The 21,221-nt window shown below is 70.1% G+C and carries 16 protein-coding genes and 1 tRNA gene; 15 read left to right on the top strand and 2 right to left on the bottom strand.

Annotated features, from left to right (window positions below; genetic code table 11):
- Positions 1 to 40: 40 nt before the first annotated feature.
- The 3 genes from AB0910_RS19535 to AB0910_RS19545 all read left to right on the top strand — a co-directional run bounded on the left by AB0910_RS19535 (position 41) and on the right by AB0910_RS19545 (position 3,609).
- Complete coding sequence (locus AB0910_RS19535; protein WP_366745867.1) at positions 41 to 631, top strand: helix-turn-helix domain-containing protein; 591 nt, start codon at positions 41 to 43, stop codon at positions 629 to 631.
- Positions 632 to 833: 202 nt separating this feature from the next.
- Positions 834 to 2,408, top strand: a complete 1,575-nt coding sequence (locus AB0910_RS19540) for an MFS transporter (RefSeq protein ID WP_366745868.1) — start codon at positions 834 to 836, stop codon at positions 2,406 to 2,408.
- A 145-nt stretch (positions 2,409 to 2,553) separates the two neighbouring features.
- Positions 2,554 to 3,609, top strand: coding sequence for a UDP-N-acetylmuramate dehydrogenase (locus AB0910_RS19545; protein WP_366745869.1), 1,056 nt, complete (start codon positions 2,554 to 2,556; stop codon positions 3,607 to 3,609).
- A 6-nt stretch (positions 3,610 to 3,615) separates the two neighbouring features.
- On the opposite strand, the gene AB0910_RS19550 is transcribed toward AB0910_RS19545, so the two are convergent.
- Positions 3,616 to 4,668 (bottom strand): adenosine deaminase, encoded by a 1,053-nt coding sequence (locus AB0910_RS19550; RefSeq protein WP_366745870.1) that lies wholly within the window; start codon positions 4,666 to 4,668, stop codon positions 3,616 to 3,618.
- Positions 4,669 to 4,805: 137 nt separating this feature from the next.
- A complete protein-coding gene (locus tag AB0910_RS19555) occupies positions 4,806 to 6,032 on the bottom strand; it encodes a pyridoxal phosphate-dependent aminotransferase (protein WP_366745871.1) in 1,227 nt (408 codons plus the stop codon).
- Between the two features lie 341 nt (positions 6,033 to 6,373).
- On the opposite strand from AB0910_RS19555, the gene AB0910_RS19560 reads away from it, so the two are divergent.
- The 12 genes from AB0910_RS19560 to rpsG all read left to right on the top strand — a co-directional run bounded on the left by AB0910_RS19560 (position 6,374) and on the right by rpsG (position 21,185).
- Positions 6,374 to 6,446, top strand: a tRNA-Trp gene (locus tag AB0910_RS19560).
- A 105-nt stretch (positions 6,447 to 6,551) separates the two neighbouring features.
- Positions 6,552 to 6,842, top strand: a complete 291-nt coding sequence (gene secE / locus AB0910_RS19565) for a preprotein translocase subunit SecE (RefSeq protein ID WP_345653998.1) — start codon at positions 6,552 to 6,554, stop codon at positions 6,840 to 6,842.
- 72 nt (positions 6,843 to 6,914) lie between these two features.
- Entirely contained in the window at positions 6,915 to 7,853 is a 939-nt protein-coding gene (gene nusG, locus AB0910_RS19570; RefSeq protein ID WP_366745872.1) for a transcription termination/antitermination protein NusG, read from the top strand.
- Positions 7,854 to 8,033: 180 nt separating this feature from the next.
- On the top strand, positions 8,034 to 8,468 hold the full coding sequence (rplK, locus tag AB0910_RS19575; protein WP_366745873.1) for a 50S ribosomal protein L11: 435 nt from the start codon (positions 8,034 to 8,036) through the stop codon (positions 8,466 to 8,468).
- Positions 8,469 to 8,577: 109 nt separating this feature from the next.
- Positions 8,578 to 9,297 (top strand): 50S ribosomal protein L1, encoded by a 720-nt coding sequence (gene rplA, locus AB0910_RS19580; protein WP_366745874.1) that lies wholly within the window; start codon positions 8,578 to 8,580, stop codon positions 9,295 to 9,297.
- 225 nt (positions 9,298 to 9,522) lie between these two features.
- Positions 9,523 to 10,476 carry a hypothetical protein gene (locus tag AB0910_RS19585; RefSeq protein ID WP_366745875.1) on the top strand — a complete coding sequence of 318 codons (954 nt, stop codon included), beginning with the start codon at positions 9,523 to 9,525 and terminating at the stop codon, positions 10,474 to 10,476.
- A gap of 290 nt (positions 10,477 to 10,766) precedes the next feature.
- The gene (gene rplJ, locus AB0910_RS19590; RefSeq protein WP_366745876.1) at positions 10,767 to 11,303 is read left to right on the top strand and encodes a 50S ribosomal protein L10; all 537 of its coding nucleotides are present in this window, start codon (positions 10,767 to 10,769) and stop codon (positions 11,301 to 11,303) included.
- 90 nt (positions 11,304 to 11,393) lie between these two features.
- Positions 11,394 to 11,780 (top strand): 50S ribosomal protein L7/L12, encoded by a 387-nt coding sequence (rplL, locus tag AB0910_RS19595; RefSeq protein WP_345653980.1) that lies wholly within the window; start codon positions 11,394 to 11,396, stop codon positions 11,778 to 11,780.
- A gap of 616 nt (positions 11,781 to 12,396) precedes the next feature.
- Complete coding sequence (gene rpoB, locus AB0910_RS19600) at positions 12,397 to 15,882, top strand: DNA-directed RNA polymerase subunit beta (RefSeq protein ID WP_366745877.1); 3,486 nt, start codon at positions 12,397 to 12,399, stop codon at positions 15,880 to 15,882.
- 122 nt (positions 15,883 to 16,004) lie between these two features.
- Positions 16,005 to 19,910 (top strand): DNA-directed RNA polymerase subunit beta', encoded by a 3,906-nt coding sequence (locus AB0910_RS19605; RefSeq protein WP_366745878.1) that lies wholly within the window; start codon positions 16,005 to 16,007, stop codon positions 19,908 to 19,910.
- 430 nt (positions 19,911 to 20,340) lie between these two features.
- Positions 20,341 to 20,712, top strand: a complete 372-nt coding sequence (gene rpsL, locus AB0910_RS19610; protein WP_003948652.1) for a 30S ribosomal protein S12 — start codon at positions 20,341 to 20,343, stop codon at positions 20,710 to 20,712.
- A 2-nt stretch (positions 20,713 to 20,714) separates the two neighbouring features.
- On the top strand, positions 20,715 to 21,185 hold the full coding sequence (gene rpsG, locus AB0910_RS19615; protein ID WP_225021014.1) for a 30S ribosomal protein S7: 471 nt from the start codon (positions 20,715 to 20,717) through the stop codon (positions 21,183 to 21,185).
- The last annotated feature ends 36 nt before the right edge of the window (positions 21,186 to 21,221 follow it).

Genomic DNA, 21,221 nt, shown 5'->3' on the forward strand with positions numbered 1-21,221 from the left:
CCGCTTGACCGAGTTAGTGATTAGCCAATAACTTAGTCGCATGGTCAGGATGAGCGCGGAGGAACGGCGCGAGAGCGTCATCAGGGCGGCGGTCGAGGAGTTCGCGCGCGGCGGGTACCACGGCACCTCGACAGAGGCCGTCGCCCGTCGCGTCGGCGTCTCGCAGCCGTACCTCTTCCGCCTCTTCCCGAGCAAGCAGGAGATCTTCCTCGCGGCGTGCGAGCGCTGCCTCGACGACATGGTGCGCGCCTTCCGCGAGGCGGGCGAGGGCCTGGAGGGCGAGGAGGCGGTCCACGCGATGGCCGCCGCGTACCAGCGCGGCATCGCGGAGCGGCCGGAGCGCCTTCTCCTCCAGATGCAGATGTACGCGGCGGCCGCCGCGGCCGATGCGGCGGGCGACCGCCCCTTCGGCGAGCGGCTGCGGCGCGGCTGGCTGCGGGTCTGGGACGCGGCGGAGGACGTGCTCGGCGCGGGCGGCAAGGAGGCTACGGAGTTCATGGCCTACGGCATGCTGATCAACACCCTCGTCTCGCTCGGCTTCCCCGCGGGCCACCGCGTCTGGGAGACGGTGTGGGAGTCGGCGCAGCCGCTCGGCGGCGACGGCCCCGCGAACCCCGCGGCGGGCGGCTGAGCGCAGGTCGTGTGCGGGGCCGGGTCCGCGGGATCCGGCCCGTACGGCGGCGATCTGTGCCCGCGAAAGTTATTGATCAATTACTAAGGGCGGTCGCGCGGCGGCCGCGCCACTCACCGGTTCATCGCTTTCACCGGTTGACCGGCTCCACGGACCGACCGGCTTCACCGGCCGATCGGCCTCATCGATCTGGGGGATCGACATGAACGACGGAACACAGGACGAAACGCACGGCGGCACGCGGGACGCGGCGGCGCCGCACGCCGACCCGGGGGAGCCCGCGGGCGGCAGCCGCCGCGCCGCGGTCTGGGCGCTCGCCGTCACGGCCGTGGCCGGCTTCATGGCCGCGCTCGACAACCTCGTCGTCACCACCGCGCTGCCCTCCATCCGCGCCGACCTGGGCGGATCGCTCGACGACCTGGAGTGGACGGTGAACGCGTACACGCTCACCTTCGCCGTCCTGCTGATGTTCGGCGCGGCGCTGGGCGACCGCTTCGGCCGCCGCAGGCTGTTCCTCGCGGGCGTCGCCACCTTCTCCGCCGCATCGGCGGCCGCCGCACTCTCCAGCGGCGTGGGCGCGCTGATCGCGGCGCGCGCCGTCCAGGGCGTGGGCGCCGCGATCATGATGCCGCTCGCGCTCACCCTGCTCACGGCCGCGGCGCCCGCGGCGCGCCGCGGCACCTACCTCGGGATCTTCAGCGCGGTCTCCGGGCTCGCGGTCGCCGCGGGCCCGCTGGTCGGCGGCAGCCTCACGGAGCACCTCTCCTGGGAGTGGATCTTCTGGCTGAACGTCCCCGTGGGCGCCGCCCTGCTGCCGCTCGCCAGGCTGCGCCTCGCCGAGTCGCGCGGCCCGAGGCCCCGGCTCGACGTCACCGGCACCGTCCTCGTCAGTGCGGGCCTCTTCGGCATCGTGTACGCGCTCGTCACCGCCCACTCCAACGGCTGGACCAGCGCGCGCGTCCTGCTCGGGCTGATCCTCGGCGCCGCGCTGCTCGGCCTGTTCGTACGGCACTCGGCGGTCAGCCCGCACGCGATGCTGCCGCTGCGGATGTTCAAAAACCGCACGTTCGCCGGGATCAACGCGGCGACGCTGCTGATGTTCGTCGGGATGTTCGGCTCGATCTTCCTGCTCAGCCAGTTCCTCCAGAGCGCGCTCGGCTACTCGCCCACCGAGGCGGGCCTGCGGATGCTGCCGTGGACGGCGATGCCGCTCGTGGTCTCGCCCGTCGCGGGCGTGCTCCACGACAGGTTCGGCGGCCGGCTCGTCGTCGCCGCGGGCATGGCGCTCCAGGCGGCGGGGCTCGCCTGGTTCGCCGCGGTCATGGAGCCGGGCGTCGCGTACGGCACGCAGCTGCCCGCGCTGATCCTCAGCGGCATCGGCATGGCGCTGTACTTCGCCCCTGCGGGCGCGCTCGTCATGTCGGGCGTGCGCCCGGGGGACCAGGGCATCGCCTCCGGCACCAACAACGCGCTCCGCGAGGTCGGCGGCGCCCTCGGAGTCGCCACGCTCGGCGCGGTCTTCTCCGCGCAGGGCGGATACGGCAGCCCGCAGATGTTCGTCGACGGCACCCGCCCCGCGCTGTGGATCGGGGCCGCCGTGGTGGCGGGGGCGGCGCTGGTGGCCCTGACCGTGCTGCGGCGCAGGTCCGAGCCGGAGCCGGCGCCGGAAGCGGGACCTGAGGCCGGGCCCGAGCCGGCCGCGGGGCCGGCCGCGGCACGGACGCCCGGGCGGGCCGCGCTGTCCGCGCCCACGCCGGCACCCGCCGCCGAGCGCTGAAGGACCCGGCGGGAGAGCGGCACGGCCACGGGGCCGGGCGGGGGAGCGGGCCGGGGACCCGGCCGGCCCCGCCCGGCCCCCGGTGCCACCGCGCCGGGCTGCGCCACCGCGCCGGGCCGGGCCACCGGCCCGTTAGCCTTGCCGCGTGCAGGAACTTTTCGAGACTCCCCTCGCCCCCCTCACCACCCTCAGGCTCGGCGGCCCTGCCAGGCGCCTGGTGACAGCGGAGACCGACGAGGACGTGGTGGCACAGACCCGCGCGGCCGACGACGCGGGCACCCCCCTCCTCCTGGTCGGCGGCGGCAGCAACCTCGTCGTGGGCGACAAGGGGTTCGACGGCACCGCGCTGCGCATCGCGACCCGCGGTGTGCGGATCGACGGGACCCGCGTCGAGGCGGCAGCGGGCGAGGTGTGGAGCGACCTGGTGGCCCGCACGGTCGCCGCGGGGCTCGCCGGGATCGAGTGCCTGGCCGGCATCCCCGGCTCCGTGGGGGCCACGCCCATCCAGAACGTGGGCGCCTACGGGCAGGAGGTCTCCTCCGTCGTCACCGCCGTCGTCGCGTACGACCGCGCCGAGCGGCGTACCGTGCGGCTGACCAACGGCGAGTGCCTCTTCTCGTACCGCTCCAGCGTCTTCAAGCTCCACCCCGAGCGGTACGTCGTGCTGCGCGTCCACTTCACGCTGGAGGACTCGGGCGGCCTCTCCGGGCCGCTGAGGTACGCGGAGACGGCCCGCGCGCTCGGCGTCGGGCCGGGGGAGCGCGTCGCGCTCGGCGCCGCCCGCGACACGGTGCTCGCGCTGCGCTCGGGCAAGGGCATGGTCCTCGACCCCGACGACCACGACACCTGGTCCGCCGGGTCGTTCTTCACCAACCCGCTGCTCGACGCCGACCAGTACGCGGACTTCGTCGGCCGCGTGCGGGACCGGCTCGGCGCGGACGCCGCGCCGCCCGCCTACCCGGAGGCCGACGGCCGGACGAAGACCTCGGCGGCCTGGCTGATCGACAAGGCGGGCTTCGCCAAGGGGTACGGCACCGGGCCCGCCCGCATCTCCACCAAGCACACGCTCGCGCTGACCAACCGCGGCGACGCCACCACAGAGGACCTGCTCGCCCTCGCCCGCGAGGTCGTCGCCGGCGTGTACGACGCCTTCGGGATCGTCCTCGTCAACGAGCCGGTGATGGTGGGCGTCGCGCTCTGAGCCGCCTCAGGACGCCAGCCAGGCGTCCACGTCCGCGAGCAGTCCTGCCCGCACGCCCTCGGGCGCGGCCGACGCGCGCACCGACTGGCGTGCCAGCTCGGCGAGCTCCTCGTCGGTGAAGCCGTGGTGCTCGCGCGCCAGCTCGTACTGCGCGGCCAGGCGCGAGCCGAAGAGGAGCGGGTCGTCGGCGCCGAGCGCCATCGGCACGCCCGCGTCGAACAGGGTGCGCAGCGGCACGTCGGCGGGTTTCGCGTACACCCCGAGCGCCACGTTCGACGCCGGGCAGACCTCGCAGGTCACCCCCGAGTCGGCGAGGCGCCGCAGCAGCCGCGGGTCCTCGGCCGCCCGCACGCCGTGGCCGACCCGGGCGGCCCGCAGGTCGTCGAGGCAGTCGCGGACCGACGCGGGCCCGGTCAGCTCGCCGCCGTGCGGCGCCGCGAGCAGCCCGCCGCGCCGCGCGATGGCGAACGCGCGGTCGAAGTCCCTCGCCATCCCGCGCCGTTCGTCGTTGGAGAGCCCGAAGCCGACCACGCCGGCGTCCGCGTAGCGCACCGCGAGCCGCGCCAGCGTCCGCGCCTCCAGGGGGTGCTTCATCCGGTTCGCGGCCACCAGCACCCGCATGCCGAGCCCGGTCTCCCGCGACGCGGACTCCACCGCGTCGAGGATGATCTCCATCGCCGGGATCAGACCGCCGAGGTGCGGGGCGTACGACGTCGGGTCGACCTGGATCTCCAGCCAGCGCGACCCGTCCCGCACGTCCTCCTCCGCGGCCTCCCGCACCAGCCGCCGGATGTCGTCGGGCTCCCGCAGGCAGGAGCGCGCGATGTCGTAGAGACGCTGGAAGCGGAACCAGCCCCGCTCGTCGGTGGCGCTCAGGCGTGGCGGCTCGCCGCCGGTCAGCGCCTCGGGGAGGTGCACGCGGTACTTCGCGGCCAGTTCGAGGAGGGTCGCGGGCCGCATCGAGCCGGTGAAGTGCAGATGCAGGTGGGCCTTCGGCAGCAGCCGCACGTCGCGGGGGCCTGCCGGGTCGTGCCGGGTGGGGGCGGTCGTGCTCAACATCCCAAGATCCTGCCGCATCCGCGCCGATGTCTACAGCCCGATGGTCGGATCGGTCGCCCACCGAACGGAAAAACGGGTCCCCCGCCGGCAACCGGCAGGGGACCCGTCGCGTCGTCCGGCGGTGCGCCGGGCGGCGCTCAGCCCTTGGCCTCGGCGAGCAGCTTCTGGATGCGGGAGACGCCCTCGACCAGGTCCTCGTCGCCGAGCGCGTACGAGAGCCGCAGGTAGCCGGGGGTGCCGAAGGCCTCACCCGGCACGACGGCGACCTCGACCTCGTCGAGGATCAGCGCGGCGAGCTCCACAGAGGACTCCGGGCGCGAGCCCCTGATCTCCTTGCCGAGCAGCGCCTTCACCGACGGGTACGCGTAGAACGCGCCCTCGGGCTCGGGGCAGACCACGCCGTCGATCTCGCTCAGCATCCGCACGATCGTGCGGCGGCGGCGGTCGAAGGCCGCGCGCATCTCGGCGACCGCCGACAGGTCGCCGGAGACGGCGGCGAGCGCGGCGGCCTGCGAGACGTTCGCGACGTTCGACGTCGCGTGCGACTGGAGGTTCGCCGCGGCCTTGATCACGTCCTTGGGGCCGATCGCCCACCCGACCCGCCAGCCGGTCATCGCGTACGTCTTGGCGACGCCGTTGACGACGACGCACTTCTCGCGCAGCTCGGGCACGGCCGCGGGCAGCGAGGTGAACCCGGCGTCGCCGTACACCAGGTGCTCGTAGATCTCGTCCGTCAGCACCCACAGGCCGTGCTCGACGGCCCAGCGGCCGATCGCCTCGGTGTCCTCGCGGCTGTAGACGGCGCCCGTCGGGTTGGACGGGGAGACGAACAGCAGCACCTTCGTGCGCTCGGTGCGCGCGGCCTCCAACTGCGCGACGGAGACCCGGTAGCCGGTGGTCTCGTCGGCGACCACGTCGACCGGCACACCGCCGGCGAGCCGGATCGACTCGGGGTACGTCGTCCAGTACGGCGCCGGTACGAGGACCTCGTCGCCCGGGTCGAGGATCGCGGCGAACGCCTCGTAGATCGCCTGCTTGCCGCCGTTGGTCACCAGGACCTGCGCGGAGTCGACCTCGTAGCCGGAGTCGCGCAGCGTCTTGGCGGCGATCGCGGACTTCAGCTCGGGCAGGCCCCCGGCCGGGGTGTAGCGGTGGAACCTGGGGGTGCGGCAGGCCTCGACGGCCGCGTCGACGATGTAGTCGGGCGTCGGGAAGTCCGGCTCGCCCGCGCCGAACCCGATCACCGGGCGCCCGGCGGCCTTGAGGGCCTTGGCCTTGGCGTCGACGGCGAGGGTGGCGGACTCGGAGATCGCGCCGACGCGCGCGGACACCCGGCGCTCGGCGGAAGGGGATGCAGCGCTCATGGGCCCATGGTTTCAGACCGGAAACCTTCGCGGCACACGGGTTTCACGAACTGAACAACTGGGCACCCAGCGGCGACGCATGGTGTCCGGGTACGACCGGAGCGTGCGCGTCCGGGCCCGGTTGGTCTCCGCCCGGCCGCCCGAGGAACCACGGGGCGGCCGGATCGGGGCAGGTCGCCGGGGGCCGCGGCCCGGCCGCCCGGGGGTCCAGGGCCGCGGGGAGCTGTTCGACGCACGGCCACCGACCACGTACACTCACCTGTCGTCGGCCCCCGTCGTCGCGTCCGTCCGCGCGCATACCGTGCGCACTGTCGGATGGGGTAGGTTGGGGCGGGCAACAAAGGGTCGTAGCTCAATTGGTAGAGCACTGGTCTCCAAAACCAGCGGTTGGGGGTTCAAGTCCCTCCGGCCCTGCTACACACACCGCCAGGATGTGTGCGCATGTACGTACATTCATTGCACCGCCGTGCGGCTCCCCCGGGCGCGGCACGGCCACGACCCGGAATCAGGTGAGAGAGCGTGACGGACGCCGTGGGCTCCATCGACAAGCCTGATGCCGACGACGAGTCCCCCGAGACGCAGGAGAAGAAGCCCCGCAAGGGCGGCAGGCGCGGGAAGAAGGGCCCCCTGGGCCGTCTCGCCCTCTTCTACCGGCAGGTCGTCGCCGAACTGCGCAAGGTCGTCTGGCCGACTCGTAATCAGCTGTCGACGTACACCACTGTCGTGATTGTCTTCGTTGTCATCATGATCGGTCTGGTGACCGTGATTGACTATGGCTTCAACCAAGCAATCAAGTCCGTTTTCGGCTGATCCCGGGGGGCGAGCCACAGCGGCCGCCCCTTTCGGGTGTTCCACCCCTTGAGCCAGGAAGAAGCAGTCACCGTGTCTGACCCGAACCTGAACGACGCCCGCGAATCGGCCGAGTCCGCTGCGGACGAGGCCGACGTCGCCGCGGCGGCGGACGCTGTCGAGCCAGACGAGGCCACCGCCGCTGCCGAGGCCGAGGAGAAGCCGGACGAGTCCGTCGAGGCGACCGAGGCCGCCGCGGAGAGCGACGCGTCCGAGGCATCGGATGCGCCCGAGGAGTCGGACGAGTTCGAGACCGCCGCGGCCGACGTGACCGACGAGTCCGCGGAGTCCGTCGACTCCGCGGAGGACGAAGCGGCCGCGGGTGACGACGCCGAGGAGGCCGCGGAGGCCCCCGTCGACCCGGTCGCCGCGCTCCGCGACGAGCTGCGCGGCCTGCCCGGCGAGTGGTACGTGATCCACACCTATGCGGGCTACGAGAAGCGCGTGAAGGCCAACCTGGAGCAGCGCGCCGTCTCGCTCAACGTCGAGGAGTTCATCTACCAGGCCGAGGTCCCCGAGGAAGAGATCGTCCAGATCAAGAACGGCGAGCGCAAGAACGTCCGGCAGAACAAGCTGCCCGGCTACGTGCTCGTCCGCATGGACCTGACGAACGAGTCCTGGGGCGTCGTCCGCAACACCCCCGGCGTCACCGGCTTCGTGGGCAACGCCTACGACCCGTACCCGCTGACGCTCGACGAGATCGTGAAGATGCTCGCCCCCGAGGCCGAGGAGAAGGCGGCCCGCGAGGCGGCCGAGGCCGAGGGCAAGCCGGCGCCCGCCCGCAAGGTCGAGGTCCAGGTGCTGGACTTCGAGGTGGGCGACTCCGTCACCGTCACGGACGGCCCGTTCGCCACGCTCCAGGCGACGATCAACGAGATCAGCGCCGACTCCCGCAAGGTCAAGGGCCTGGTGGAGATCTTCGGCCGGGAGACCCCGGTCGAGCTGAGCTTCGACCAGATCCAGAAGAACTGACGCGGGCGGCGCCCCGCGCCGCCCCGTACCGCTTCCGACCAGGTCAGGGTCGCCCCTCACGGGCCCCTGACCTGTCGGTTTTTGGCCGCGCATCCTTACCCGTTATCGTTGTGCGGTATGCCTCCATCCGGATGATCGGTGGAGGCTGATCACCTCTCATCAGGACCCGGAGAGAAACACATGCCTCCCAAGAAGAAGAAGGTCACGGGGCTGATCAAGCTCCAGATCCAGGCCGGTGCGGCCAACCCGGCCCCGCCGGTCGGCCCCGCCCTGGGTCAGCACGGCGTCAACATCATGGAGTTCTGCAAGGCCTACAACGCCGCGACCGAGTCGCAGCGCGGGATGGTCGTGCCGGTGGAGATCACGGTCTACGAGGACCGCTCCTTCACCTTCATCACCAAGACGCCGCCGGCCGCCAAGCTCATCCTCAAGGCCGCCGGCGTGGACAAGGGCTCAGGCGAGCCCCACGTCAAGAAGGTCGCCAAGCTGACGCGCGACCAGGTCAGGGACATCGCCAACACCAAGATGCCCGACCTGAACGCCAACGACATCGAGGCCGCCGAGAAGATCATCGCCGGCACCGCCCGCTCCATGGGCATCACGGTCGAGGGCTGAGACCCGACGCCGTGCCGCGGGCGCACGCCCCAGGCGGCTCCCGCAGTGGGAGGGCCCTGCGCGGCCCGGACCACGACCTCCGCACCTGCTTGAACCATCAGGAGAAGAAGTGAAGCGCAGCAAGGCTCTCCGCGCAGCGGACGCCAAGATCGACCAGGAGCGCGCGTACGCGCCCCTGGAGGCCGTCCGCCTCGCCAAGGACATCAACAGCGCCAAGTTCGACGGCACCGTCGAGGTCGCCTTCCGGCTCGGGGTCGACCCGCGCAAGGCGGACCAGATGGTCCGCGGCACCGTGAACCTCCCGCACGGCACCGGCAAGACCGCCCGGGTCCTGGTCTTCGCGACCGGTGACCGTGCCGAGGCAGCACGCGCCGCCGGCGCCGACATCGTCGGCGCCGACGAACTGATCGACGAGGTGGCGAAGGGGCGTCTGGACTTCGACGCCGTCGTCGCCACCCCCGACCTCATGGGCAAGGTCGGCCGCCTCGGCCGCGTCCTCGGCCCGCGCGGCCTGATGCCCAACCCGAAGACCGGAACGGTCACCCCCGACGTCACCAAGGCCGTGACGGACATCAAGGGCGGCAAGATCGAGTTCCGCGTCGACAAGCACTCGAACCTCCACTTCATCATCGGCAAGATCTCGTTCGACGAGACCCAGCTCGTGGAGAACTACGCCGCCGCCCTTGAGGAGATCAACCGCCTCAAGCCGTCGGCCGCCAAGGGCCGTTACATCAAGCGGGCCACCCTGGCCACGACGATGGGCCCCGGCATCCCGCTGGACGCCAACCGCACCAGGAACCTCCTTGAGGAGGACCCGGCCGTCGTCTGACGCCAGGCGCCGGCCCGGCCGGCACTCCACGGGCCCCTCGCACCGCTCCCGCGGCGCGAGGGGCCCGTTTTTCATGGCCCCGCGGGGCCCGCGCGTCCCGGTCGTGGGCGCAGGCCGGGGGTGTCGGTGGACGGGCGTATTCTGCCCCGGGCAGATGCCTAACAGGCGTCTCACAGACACGCAGTGCACAACAGCAGTGCACAACAGGGGTGGGGGGAACAGCACATGAGGACATCGGTCGGCAGACGTGGCGCGTTCGCGGTGACGGCGGCGCTCGCGGCGGTCGTGGCGGTGGCGGGCTGCCAGGACGACGGCGGCGCGAAGAAGACGGCGGACTCCGCGGCGCCCTCGGCGTCGAAGGCGGCGCCCGTGGCGGTCTCTCCGGCCGACGCGGTCACCGCGGCCTACAAGAAGCTCTCGGCGTACCGGTCGGCGAAGTTCCGGATGGCGATGACCATGCCGGGCAGGGCGGGGGCGGCCACGACGATGAAGACGTCGGGGACCATCGGCTGGAACCCGACGGTGATGGACATGACCATGGACGCCACGAGCCTCGGCGTGCCGGGCGCGGGCACCGTCCGCGCGAGGATGGCGGGCGACGCCATGTACGTCGACCTCTCCGCGGAGATGAAGGACGACCCGGAGACCGCCAAGACGCTCGGCGGCAAGCGGTGGATGAAGCTCGACCTCGGCTCGGGCGCGTCCGCGGCGGGCGGCGCGGCGGGCGGCGATTCGGCCCTCCTCGGCAGCTCCCTCCAGTCGGACCAGAGCCCCGCGCAGCAGTTCGCCACGCTGCTCCAGTCCCCGCAGATCACGCGGGTGGGCGCGGAGACGGTCGACGGGGTGCGGGCGCAGCACTACCGGGGCCGCCTCACCGTCCAGCAGATGCTCGCCTCGGGCAACGCCGAGGCGCTCACGGCCGAGCAGCGCAAGCAGGCGGCGGACAGCATGAAGAAGGCCGGCATCACCGCGGAGGACTTCGACGTGTGGGTGGGGGCCGACGACTTCCCGGTGCGGGTGAGCGTCGCCATGGACACCGCGAGCGGCCCCATGAAGGTGGACGAGCACCTGTCGGACTACCGGGCGAAGGCCGCCGACGTCCAGGCGCCGCCCGCCGGGCAGACGTTCACGCTCCAGGACCTGATGAAGCAGGCCCAGGAGTCCGGCGCCACGTCCTGAGCGTGCGGGAGCGCGGGGCCGGGCGCAGCGGATTTGCCTGCCGCGCGCCCGGTCCCGTACTCTCCCCATGAAGCCAAAGACCGCTGGTTGTCGCCGTGTGCCCGCAAGGGTCCGGCGGCCGAAGGATCCGCTAGCTGCGGACGGCCTGCGCAGGTGACAGTGGAAAGCTCCCGCATGGTGCGACATGTCGTGCCGGTCGAGCTACGCCCCGCGCACCTGCGTCGGGGCGTTTCGTTTTGTCCAGCCCCTTCCGAGAGCGGTCCTCATCACCCGGAAGGAGGCCGACGCTCATGGCAAGGCCCGACAAGGCCGCCGCGGTGGCCGAGCTGACGGAGCAGTTCCGCAGCTCGAGCGCCGCCGTGCTGACCGAGTACCGGGGTCTCACCGTGGCGCAGCTCAAGGAGCTGCGCCGCTCGCTCGGTGGGAACGCCCAGTACGCCGTGGTGAAGAACACGCTGACCAAGATCGCGGCCAACGAGGCCGGGATCAACACGCTGGACGACCTGTTCGCGGGTCCGACGGCTGTTGCCTTCGTCACCGGTGACCCGGTGGAGTCGGCGAAGGGTCTTCGTGACTTCGCCAAGGACAACCCGAACCTCGTCATCAAGGGCGGTGTCCTTGACGGCAAGGCGATGTCCGCCGACGAGATCAAGAAGCTTGCGGACCTCGAGTCCCGCGAGGTTCTGCTCGCCAAGCTGGCGGGCGCCATGAAGGCCAAGCCCTCGCAGGCTGCCGCGCTCTTCCAGGCGCTCCCCTCGAAGTTCGTCCGCACCGCGGAGGCGCTTCGGGCCAAGAAGGAAGCCGACGAGCAGGGCGGTGCCGAGTAACTCGGCGTTCTGGCCGCAAGGCCGCTGCGGGCCCTGTGCCCGCCGACATGTACACCCGGCACCAGCCGATTTAGTGGAAGGACCGCCATCATGGCGAAGCTCAGCCAGGACGACCTGCTCGCGCAGTTCGAGGAGATGACCCTCATCGAGCTCTCCGAGTTCGTGAAGGCCTTCGAGGACAAGTTCGACGTCACCGCCGCCGCTCCGGTCGCCGCCGCCGCCGTCGCGGGCCCGGGTGCCCCGGCCGCCGAGGCCGCTGCCGAGCAGGACGAGTTCGACGTCATCCTGACCGGTGCGGGCGACAAGAAGATCCAGGTCATCAAGGTCGTGCGCGAGCTCACCTCGCTCGGCCTCAAGGAGGCCAAGGACCTCGTGGACGGCGCCCCGAAGCCCGTCCTCGAGAAGGTCGCCAAGGACGCCGCCGACAAGGCCGCCGAGTCCCTCAAGGGCGCCGGCGCCTCCGTCGAGGTCAAGTGAACCCTGGCGCCCGAGGGCGCCGGACGCGCGGCTGACGGCCGCGCACCGTGTTGACGCGAGGGGCGATCACCCATCCGGGTGGTCGCCCCTCGCCGTGCCCGCGGCGGTCGGCTTGCGTTCCCCCCGCCTGGCGCTAGGGTGATCATCGTCTGCGGCCCGGGGGGCTTCCCGAGCTCAGAGCCGGGTTTCCGGGGCGGGGCCCGGAGGGCGGGGGGCCTTGACGAACCGCGGCAGGCGCGCAATTCTCGTGGTCGCGTCGTCACAGTCGATCCGGTTCCGAGGCATGGATCGCGGGCGATGTGGGAAGTAAGGGGATGGCGCTCAAGCGCCACGGCTCTGCGGCGGCTCCGGCCGGGCAGGGCCGGTGTACGGGCCGGCAGCAGCAGCGAGGGTGTTGAGGACAACGAGGGTCTCCCACAACCCGCTCTGGACATCAGTGTGCCAAGTGGCTACACTGTCCCTTTGCGCTGCCTGTTAGCTGTCCCCTGCCCGTCACCAGGGGCACCCTCTCGTAAGAACACCGGCGATCGAAGGCTCTGACCAGGGCTTTCCCTCTCCGTGTCTGCGAGGGACCGGTACGCGCGTAGTGAGTCCGAGCCCTCGGAAGGACCCCCTCTTGGCCGCCTCGCGCAACGCCTCGACCACGAATACGAACAACGGCGCAAGCACCGCCCCGCTGCGCATCTCCTTTGCAAAGATCAAGGAGCCCCTTGAGGTTCCGAACCTTCTCGCGCTCCAGACCGAGAGCTTCGACTGGCTGCTCGGCAACGCCGCGTGGAAGGCTCGCGTCGAGGCGGCTCTCGACAACGGACAGGACGTCCCAAGGAAGTCCGGTCTTGAGGAGATCTTCGAAGAGATCTCCCCGATCGAGGACTTCTCCGGGTCGATGTCGCTGACGTTCCGCGACCACCGTTTCGAGCCCCCGAAGAACTCGATCGACGAGTGCAAGGAGCGCGACTTCACGTACGCGGCTCCGCTGTTCGTCACCGCCGAGTTCACGAACAACGAGACCGGCGAGATCAAGTCCCAGACGGTCTTCATGGGTGACTTCCCGCTCATGACGAACAAGGGCACCTTCGTCATCAACGGCACCGAGCGTGTCGTGGTGTCGCAGCTCGTGCGCTCGCCGGGCGTCTACTTCGACTCCTCCATCGACAAGACGTCCGACAAGGACATCTACTCCGCCAAGATCATCCCGTCCCGGGGTGCCTGGCTGGAGATGGAGATCGACAAGCGCGACATGGTCGGCGTCCGCATCGACCGCAAGCGCAAGCAGTCCGTCACCGTCCTGCTCAAGGCGCTCGGCTGGACCACCGAGCAGATCCTCGAGGAGTTCGGCGAGTACGAGTCGATGCGCGCCACCCTGGAGAAGGACCACACCCAGGGCCAGGACGACGCGCTGCTCGACATCTACCGCAAGCTCCGCCCGGGCGAGCCCCCCACGCGCGAGGCCGCCCAGACGCTGCTGGAGAACCTCTACTTCAACCCGAAGCGCTACGACCTCGCGAAGGTCGGCCGCTACAAGGTCAACAAGAAGCTGGGCGCCGACGCGCCGCTCGACGCCGGCGTGCTCACCACCGACGACGTCATCGCGACGATCAAGTACCTGGTCAAGCTGCACGCGGGCGAGACCGAGACGGTCAGCTCCAGCGGCGCGGAGATCGTCGTAGAGACCGACGACATCGACCACTTCGGCAACCGCCGCCTGCGCAACGTCGGCGAGCTCATCCAGAACCAGGTCCGCACGGGCCTCGCGCGGATGGAGCGCGTCGTGCGCGAGCGCATGACGACGCAGGACGTCGAGGCGATCACGCCGCAGACCCTGATCAACATCCGGCCGGTCGTCGCCTCCATCAAGGAGTTCTTCGGCACCAGCCAGCTGTCGCAGTTCATGGACCAGAACAACCCGCTCTCCGGGCTCACCCACAAGCGCCGCCTGTCGGCGCTCGGCCCGGGTGGCCTCTCCCGTGAGCGGGCCGGCTTCGAGGTCCGTGACGTGCACCCGTCGCACTACGGCCGCATGTGCCCGATCGAGACGCCCGAAGGCCCGAACATCGGCCTGATCGGCTCGCTCGCCTCGTACGGCCGGGTCAACGCGTTCGGCTTCGTCGAGACGCCGTACCGCCGGGTCACCGAGGGCGTCGTCACCGACGAGGTCGACTACCTGACCGCGGACGAGGAGGACCGCTTCGTCATCGCGCAGGCCAACGCGCCGCTCACCGACGAGCTGCGGTTCGAGGAGACCCGCGTGCTGGTCCGCCGCCGCGGCGGCGAGGTCGACTACGTGCCGGGCGAGGACGTCGACTACATGGACGTCTCGCCGCGCCAGATGGTGTCCGTCGCGACGGCCATGATCCCGTTCCTGGAGCACGACGACGCCAACCGCGCCCTCATGGGCGCGAACATGATGCGCCAGGCCGTGCCGCTGATCACCTCAGAGGCGCCGCTCGTCGGCACCGGCATGGAGTACCGCTGCGCGGTCGACGCCGGCGACGTCATCAAGGCGGAGAAGGCGGGTGTGGTCCAGGAGGTCTCCGCGGACTACATCACCGTCACCAACGACGACGGCACGTACACCACGTACCGCATCGCGAAGTTCTTCCGCTCCAACCAGGGCACCTCGGTCAACCAGAAGGTCGTCGTCTCCGAGGGCGACCGGGTCGTCGAGAGCCAGGTGCTCGCCGACGGCCCGGCCACCGAGCAGGGCGAGATGGCGCTCGGCAAGAACCTCCTGGTCGCGTTCATGCCGTGGGAGGGCCACAACTACGAGGACGCGATCATCCTCAGCCAGCGCCTGGTGCAGGACGACGTCCTCTCCTCGATCCACATCGAGGAGCACGAGGTCGACGCCCGCGACACCAAGCTCGGCCCCGAGGAGATCACCCGGGACATCCCGAACGTCTCCGAGGAGGTCCTCGCCGACCTGGACGAGCGCGGCATCATCCGCATCGGCGCCGAGGTCCGCGACACCGACATCCTCGTCGGCAAGGTCACGCCCAAGGGCGAGACGGAGCTGACGCCCGAGGAGCGGCTGCTGCGCGCGATCTTCGGCGAGAAGGCCCGCGAGGTCCGCGACACCTCGCTGAAGGTGCCGCACGGCGAGACCGGCAAGGTCATCGGCGTCCGCGTCTTCGACCGCGAGGAGGGCGACGAGCTGCCGCCCGGCGTCAACCAGCTGGTCCGCGTGTACGTGGCGCAGAAGCGCAAGATCACGGACGGCGACAAGCTGGCAGGACGCCACGGCAACAAGGGCGTCATCTCGAAGATCCTGCCGATCGAGGACATGCCGTTCCTTGAGGACGGCACCCCGGTCGACATCATCCTCAACCCGCTGGGCGTCCCGTCCCGCATGAACCCGGGGCAGGTGCTGGAGATCCACCTCGGCTGGCTCGCCAGCCAGGGCTGGGACGTCTCCTCGCTCGGCGAGGAGTGGGCCCAGCGCCTCCAGGCCATCGGCGCCGACCAGGTCGAGCCGCGTACCAACGTGGCGACCCCGGTCTTCGACGGTGCCCGCGAGGACGAGCTGGCCGGCCTGCTCGAGCACACCATCCCGAACCGGGACGGTGAGCGCATGGTGCAGCCGACCGGCAAGGCGCGCCTGTTCGACGGCCGCTCCGGCGAGCCGTTCCCGGACCCGATCTCGGTCGGGTACATGTACATCCTCAAGCTGCACCACCTGGTCGACGACAAGCTCCACGCCCGCTCGACCGGCCCGTACTCCATGATCACCCAGCAGCCCCTGGGTGGTAAGGCGCAGTTCGGTGGTCAGCGCTTCGGCGAGATGGAGGTGTGGGCGCTCGAGGCGTACGGCGCCGCCTACGCGCTCCAGGAACTCCTCACGATCAAGTCCGACGACGTCACCGGCCGCGTGAAGGTCTACGAGGCCATCGTCAAGGGCGAGAACATCCCCGAGCCCGGCATTCCCGAGTCCTTCAAGGTCCTCATCAAGGAAATGCAGTCGCTCTGCCTCAACGTGGAGGTGCTGTCCTCGGACGGCATGTCCATCGAGATGCGGGACACGGACGAGGACGTGTTCCGTGCGGCGGAGGAGCTCGGCATCGACCTGTCCCGGCGGGAGCCGAGCAGCGTCGAAGAGGTCTGACGGGTCGGCCGGCCCGCGTCCGCCCCGGGCGCAGGCCGGCCACCTCGGACCCTCCTCCACGCTCCGCGTGGAGGGACCCCCATCAGACCTTCAGACACAACCCTGAGAGGGATTGACGCATAGTGCTCGACGTCAACTTCTTCGACGAGCTGCGGATCGGCCTCGCCACCGCGGACGACATCCGTACCTGGTCCCACGGCGAGGTCAAGAAGCCGGAGACCATCAACTACCGCACGCTCAAGCCCGAGAAGGACGGACTCTTCTGCGAGAAGATCTTCGGCCCCACCCGGGACTGGGAGTGCTACTGCGGCAAGTACAAGCGTGTCCGCTTCAAGGGCATCATCTGTGAGCGCTGTGGCGTCGAGGTCACGCGCGCCAAGGTGCGCCGCGAGCGGATGGGCCACATCGAGCTGGCCGCTCCCGTCACCCACATCTGGTACTTCAAGGGCGTTCCCTCGCGCCTCGGCTACCTGCTCGACCTGGCGCCGAAGGACCTGGAGAAGGTCATCTACTTCGCCGCGTACATGATCACGTACGTGGACGAGGAGCGCCGCACCCGTGACCTGCCGTCGCTGGAGGCGCACGTCTCCGTCGAGCGGCAGCAGGTCGAGAACCGCCGCGACTCCGACCTGGAGGCCCGCGCCAAGAAGCTCGAGACCGACCTGGCCGAGCTGGAGGCCGAGGGCGCCAAGGCCGACGTGCGCCGCAAGGTGCGCGAGGGCGCAGAGCGCGAGATGAAGCAGCTGCGCGACCGCGCGCAGCGCGAGATCGACCGCCTCGACGAGGTCTGGAACCGCTTCAAGAACCTCAAGGTGCAGGACCTGGAGGGCGACGAGCTCCTCTACCGCGAGCTGCGTGACCGCTTCGGCACGTACTTCGACGGCTCGATGGGCGCGGCCGCGCTCCAGAAGCGCCTGGAGTCCTTCGACCTCGACGAGGAGGCCGAGCGCCTCCGCGAGATCATCCGCACCGGCAAGGGCCAGAAGAAGACCCGCGCGCTCAAGCGCCTCAAGGTCGTCTCCGCGTTCCTGCAGACCAGCAACAGCCCCAAGGGCATGGTGCTGGACTGCGTGCCGGTCATCCCGCCGGACCTGCGTCCGATGGTGCAGCTGGACGGCGGCCGCTTCGCGACCTCCGACCTCAACGACCTGTACCGCCGCGTCATCAACCGCAACAACCGCCTGAAGCGGCTTCTCGACCTCGGCGCCCCCGAGATCATCGTGAACAACGAGAAGCGCATGCTCCAGGAGGCCGTGGACGCCCTCTTCGACAACGGCCGCCGCGGCCGCCCGGTCACGGGCCCAGGCAACCGTCCGCTGAAGTCGCTGTCCGACATGCTCAAGGGCAAGCAGGGCCGCTTCCGCCAGAACCTCCTCGGCAAGCGCGTCGACTACTCGGCGCGTTCCGTGATCGTCGTCGGTCCGCAGCTCAAGCTGCACCAGTGCGGTCTGCCGAAGGCGATGGCGCTCGAACTGTTCAAGCCGTTCGTGATGAAGCGCCTGGTCGACCTGAACCACGCGCAGAACATCAAGTCGGCGAAGCGCATGGTCGAGCGCGGCCGCACGGTCGTCTACGACGTCCTCGAAGAGGTCATCGCCGAGCATCCCGTGCTGCTCAACCGCGCGCCGACCCTGCACCGCCTCGGCATCCAGGCCTTCGAGCCGCAGCTGGTCGAGGGCAAGGCCATCCAGATCCACCCGCTCGTGTGCACCGCGTTCAACGCGGACTTCGACGGCGACCAGATGGCCGTGCACCTGCCGCTGTCCGCGGAGGCGCAGGCCGAGGCCCGCATCCTGATGCTGTCCTCGAACAACATCCTGAAGCCGGCCGACGGCCGTCCCGTCACCATGCCGACCCAGGACATGGTGCTCGGCCTGTTCTTCCTCACGACGGACGAGGAGGAGCGCGAGGTCATCGGCGCCGGCCGGTCCTTCGGCTCGACGGCCGAGGCCACCATGGCGTTCGACAGCCGCGAGCTCTCGCTCCAGGCGAAGGTCGACATCCGCTTCCCGGTGGGCACCATCCCGCCGCGCGGCTGGACACCCCCGCCGAACGAGGACGGCGAGCCGGACACGCAGTGGCAGCCCGGCGACCCGTTCAGGCTGCGGACGACCCTGGGGCGCGCGCTCTTCAACGAGCTGCTGCCCGAGGACTACCCGTTCGTGGACTACTCGGTCGGCAAGAAGCAGCTCTCCGAGATCGTCAACGACCTCGCCGAGCGCTACCCGAAGGTGATCGTGGCGGCGACGCTCGACAACCTGAAGGCGGCGGGCTTCTTCTGGGCCACCCGCTCCGGTGTCACCGTGGCCATCTCCGACGTGGTCGTCCCCGAGGCGAAGAAGGAGATCGTCGCCGGGTACGAGGCGCAGGACGAGAAGGTCCAGAAGCAGTACGAGCGCGGTCTGATCACGAAGGACGAGCGCACGCAGGAGCTCATCGCGATCTGGACGAAGGCGACCAACGAGGTCGCCGAGGCCATGAACGAGAACTTCCCGAAGACCAACCCCATCTTCATGATGGTGAATTCGGGTGCGCGCGGAAACATGATGCAGATGCGTCAGATCGCCGGTATGCGCGGTCTGGTGTCCAACGCCAAGAACGAGACGATCCCGCGTCCCATCAAGGCGTCGTTCCGCGAGGGCCTGTCCGTGCTGGAGTACTTCATCTCCACGCACGGTGCCCGCAAGGGTCTGGCCGACACCGCGCTGCGTACCGCCGACTCGGGTTACCTGACCCGTCGTCTGGTGGACGTCTCGCAGGACGTGATCATCCGCGAGGAGGACTGCGGCACCGACCGCGGCCTCAAGCTGCGGATCGCGGACCGGGGCACGGACGGCGTGCTGCGCAAGGCGGAGGACGTCGAGACGTCCGTGTACGCGCGGATGCTCGCCGAGGACGTCGTGGTGGACGGCAAGGTCATCGCCCCCGCCAACGTCGACCTCGGTGACGTGCTCATCGACGCGCTGGTCGCTGCGGGCGTGGAGGAGGTCAAGACCCGTTCGGTCCTGACCTGTGAGTCCGCGGTCGGCACCTGCGCCTTCTGCTACGGCCGCTCGCTGGCCACCGGCAAGCTGGTCGACATCGGTGAGGCGGTCGGCATCATCGCCGCCCAGTCCATCGGTGAGCCCGGCACCCAGCTGACGATGCGCACCTTCCACACCGGTGGTGTGGCAGGTGACGACATCACGCAGGGTCTGCCGCGTGTCGTCGAGCTGTTCGAGGCCCGTACGCCCAAGGGTGTCGCCCCGATCTCGGAGGCGGCGGGCCGCGTCCGGATCGAGGAGACCGAGAAGACCAAGAAGATCATCGTCACGCCGGACGACGGCAGCGACGAGACGCCCTTCCCCATCTCGAAGCGCGCCCGTCTGCTGGTCGGCGAGGGCGACCACGTCGAGGTGGGCCAGAAGCTCACCGTGGGTGCCACCAACCCGCACGACGTGCTGCGCATCCTCGGCCAGCGCGCGGTCCAGGTCCACCTGGTCGGCGAGGTCCAGAAGGTCTACAACTCGCAGGGTGTGTCGATCCACGACAAGCACATCGAGATCATCATCCGGCAGATGCTGCGCCGGGTGACGATCATCGAGTCGGGCGACGCGGAGCTGCTGCCCGGCGAGCTGGTCGAGCGCTCGAAGTTCGAGACCGAGAACCGTCGTGTGGTGCGGGAAGGCGGCCACCCGGCCTCCGGCCGCCCGCAGCTGATGGGTATCACCAAGGCGTCGCTCGCGACCGAGTCGTGGCTGTCGGCGGCGTCCTTCCAGGAGACGACCAGGGTCCTCACCGACGCGGCGATCAACGCCAAGTCGGACTCCCTGATCGGCCTCAAGGAGAACGTCATCATCGGCAAGCTCATCCCGGCCGGTACGGGCCTGTCCCGCTACCGCAACATCCGGGTCGAGCCGACCGAGGAGGCCAAGGCCGCGATGTACTCGGCCGTCGGCTACGACGACATCGACTACTCGCCGTTCGGCACGGGCTCCGGCCAGGCCGTCCCGCTGGAGGACTACGACTACGGTCCGTACAACCAGTGAGCCGCGGATGCCGGTGAGTGAGTGAGCCGGAGGGCGGCCGTTCCCCAGGGGGACGGCCGCCCTCCGGGCTTTCCCGGCTGTTACGCGGGCGCCTGCCGGGCTCTTTCGGCGCTCTTTCCGGGCTCTTTCCCGAGGGCGCCGAGGGCTCGAAAAGGCTCTCGGGGCCCGGGTGTTCGTCGTGGGCGTAGAGCGGGTAGGACTTAGCGTTTTGACCTGGGTCGACCGGGTGGGTACGCTCGACTCTGTGCCTGGGGTGTGCCTGGGCTCTCGCGCGTGTCCTCAGCCGCGTGGGGGGTTCATCAACACGGCCACCGCAATCTGCGCTTTCCCCGCTCGCCGGCGGGGGTGCACGGTATTCGACACACCCGACCGCGTGGGTCGGCGATGTTCCAGGTTAGCTTTACGAACGGCACACAGAATCGGAGAAGTAGTGCCTACGATCCAGCAGCTGGTCCGCAAGGGCCGGCAGGACAAGGTCGAGAAGAACAAGACCCCCGCACTTGAGGGCTCCCCTCAGCGCCGCGGGGTCTGCACGCGTGTGTTCACGACCACCCCGAAGAAGCCGAACTCGGCCCTGCGCAAGGTCGCGCGTGTGCGTCTGACCTCGGGCATCGAGGTCACGGCGTACATCCCGGGTGAGGGGCACAACCTGCAGGAGCACTCCATCGTGCTCGTGCGCGGCGGCCGTGTGAAGGACCTGCCGGGTGTTCGCTACAAGATCATCCGTGGCTCGCTCGACACCCAGGGTGTCAAGAACCGCAAGCAGGCCCGCAGCCGCTACGGCGCCAAGAAGGAGAAGTAAGAATGCCTCGTAAGGGCCCCGCCCCGAAGCGCCCGGTCATCATCGACCCGGTCTACGGCTCTCCTCTTGTCACCTCCCTCATCAACAAGATCCTGCTGAACGGCAAGCGCTCCACCGCAGAGCGGATCGTGTACGGCGCCATGGAGGGCCTGCGCGACAAGACCGGCAACGACCCGGTCATCACGCTCAAGCGCGCGCTGGAGAACGTCAAGCCGGCTCTTGAGGTCAAGTCCCGCCGTGTCGGTGGTGCGACCTACCAGGTGCCGATCGAGGTCAAGCCCGGCCGCGCCTCCACCCTGGCGCTGCGCTGGCTGGTCGGCTACTCGCGGGCCCGCCGCGAGAAGACCATGACCGAGCGTCTGATGAACGAGCTGCTCGACGCCTCCAACGGCCTCGGCGCCTCGGTCAAGAAGCGCGAGGACACGCACAAGATGGCCGAGTCCAACAAGGCCTTCGCGCACTACCGCTGGTAGTCGCACCCCACATCGAGACCGAGAGAAGACTGAGCC

Source organism: Streptomyces sp. NPDC047002, from assembly GCF_040704505.1.
Taxonomy (GTDB): domain Bacteria; phylum Actinomycetota; class Actinomycetes; order Streptomycetales; family Streptomycetaceae; genus Streptomyces.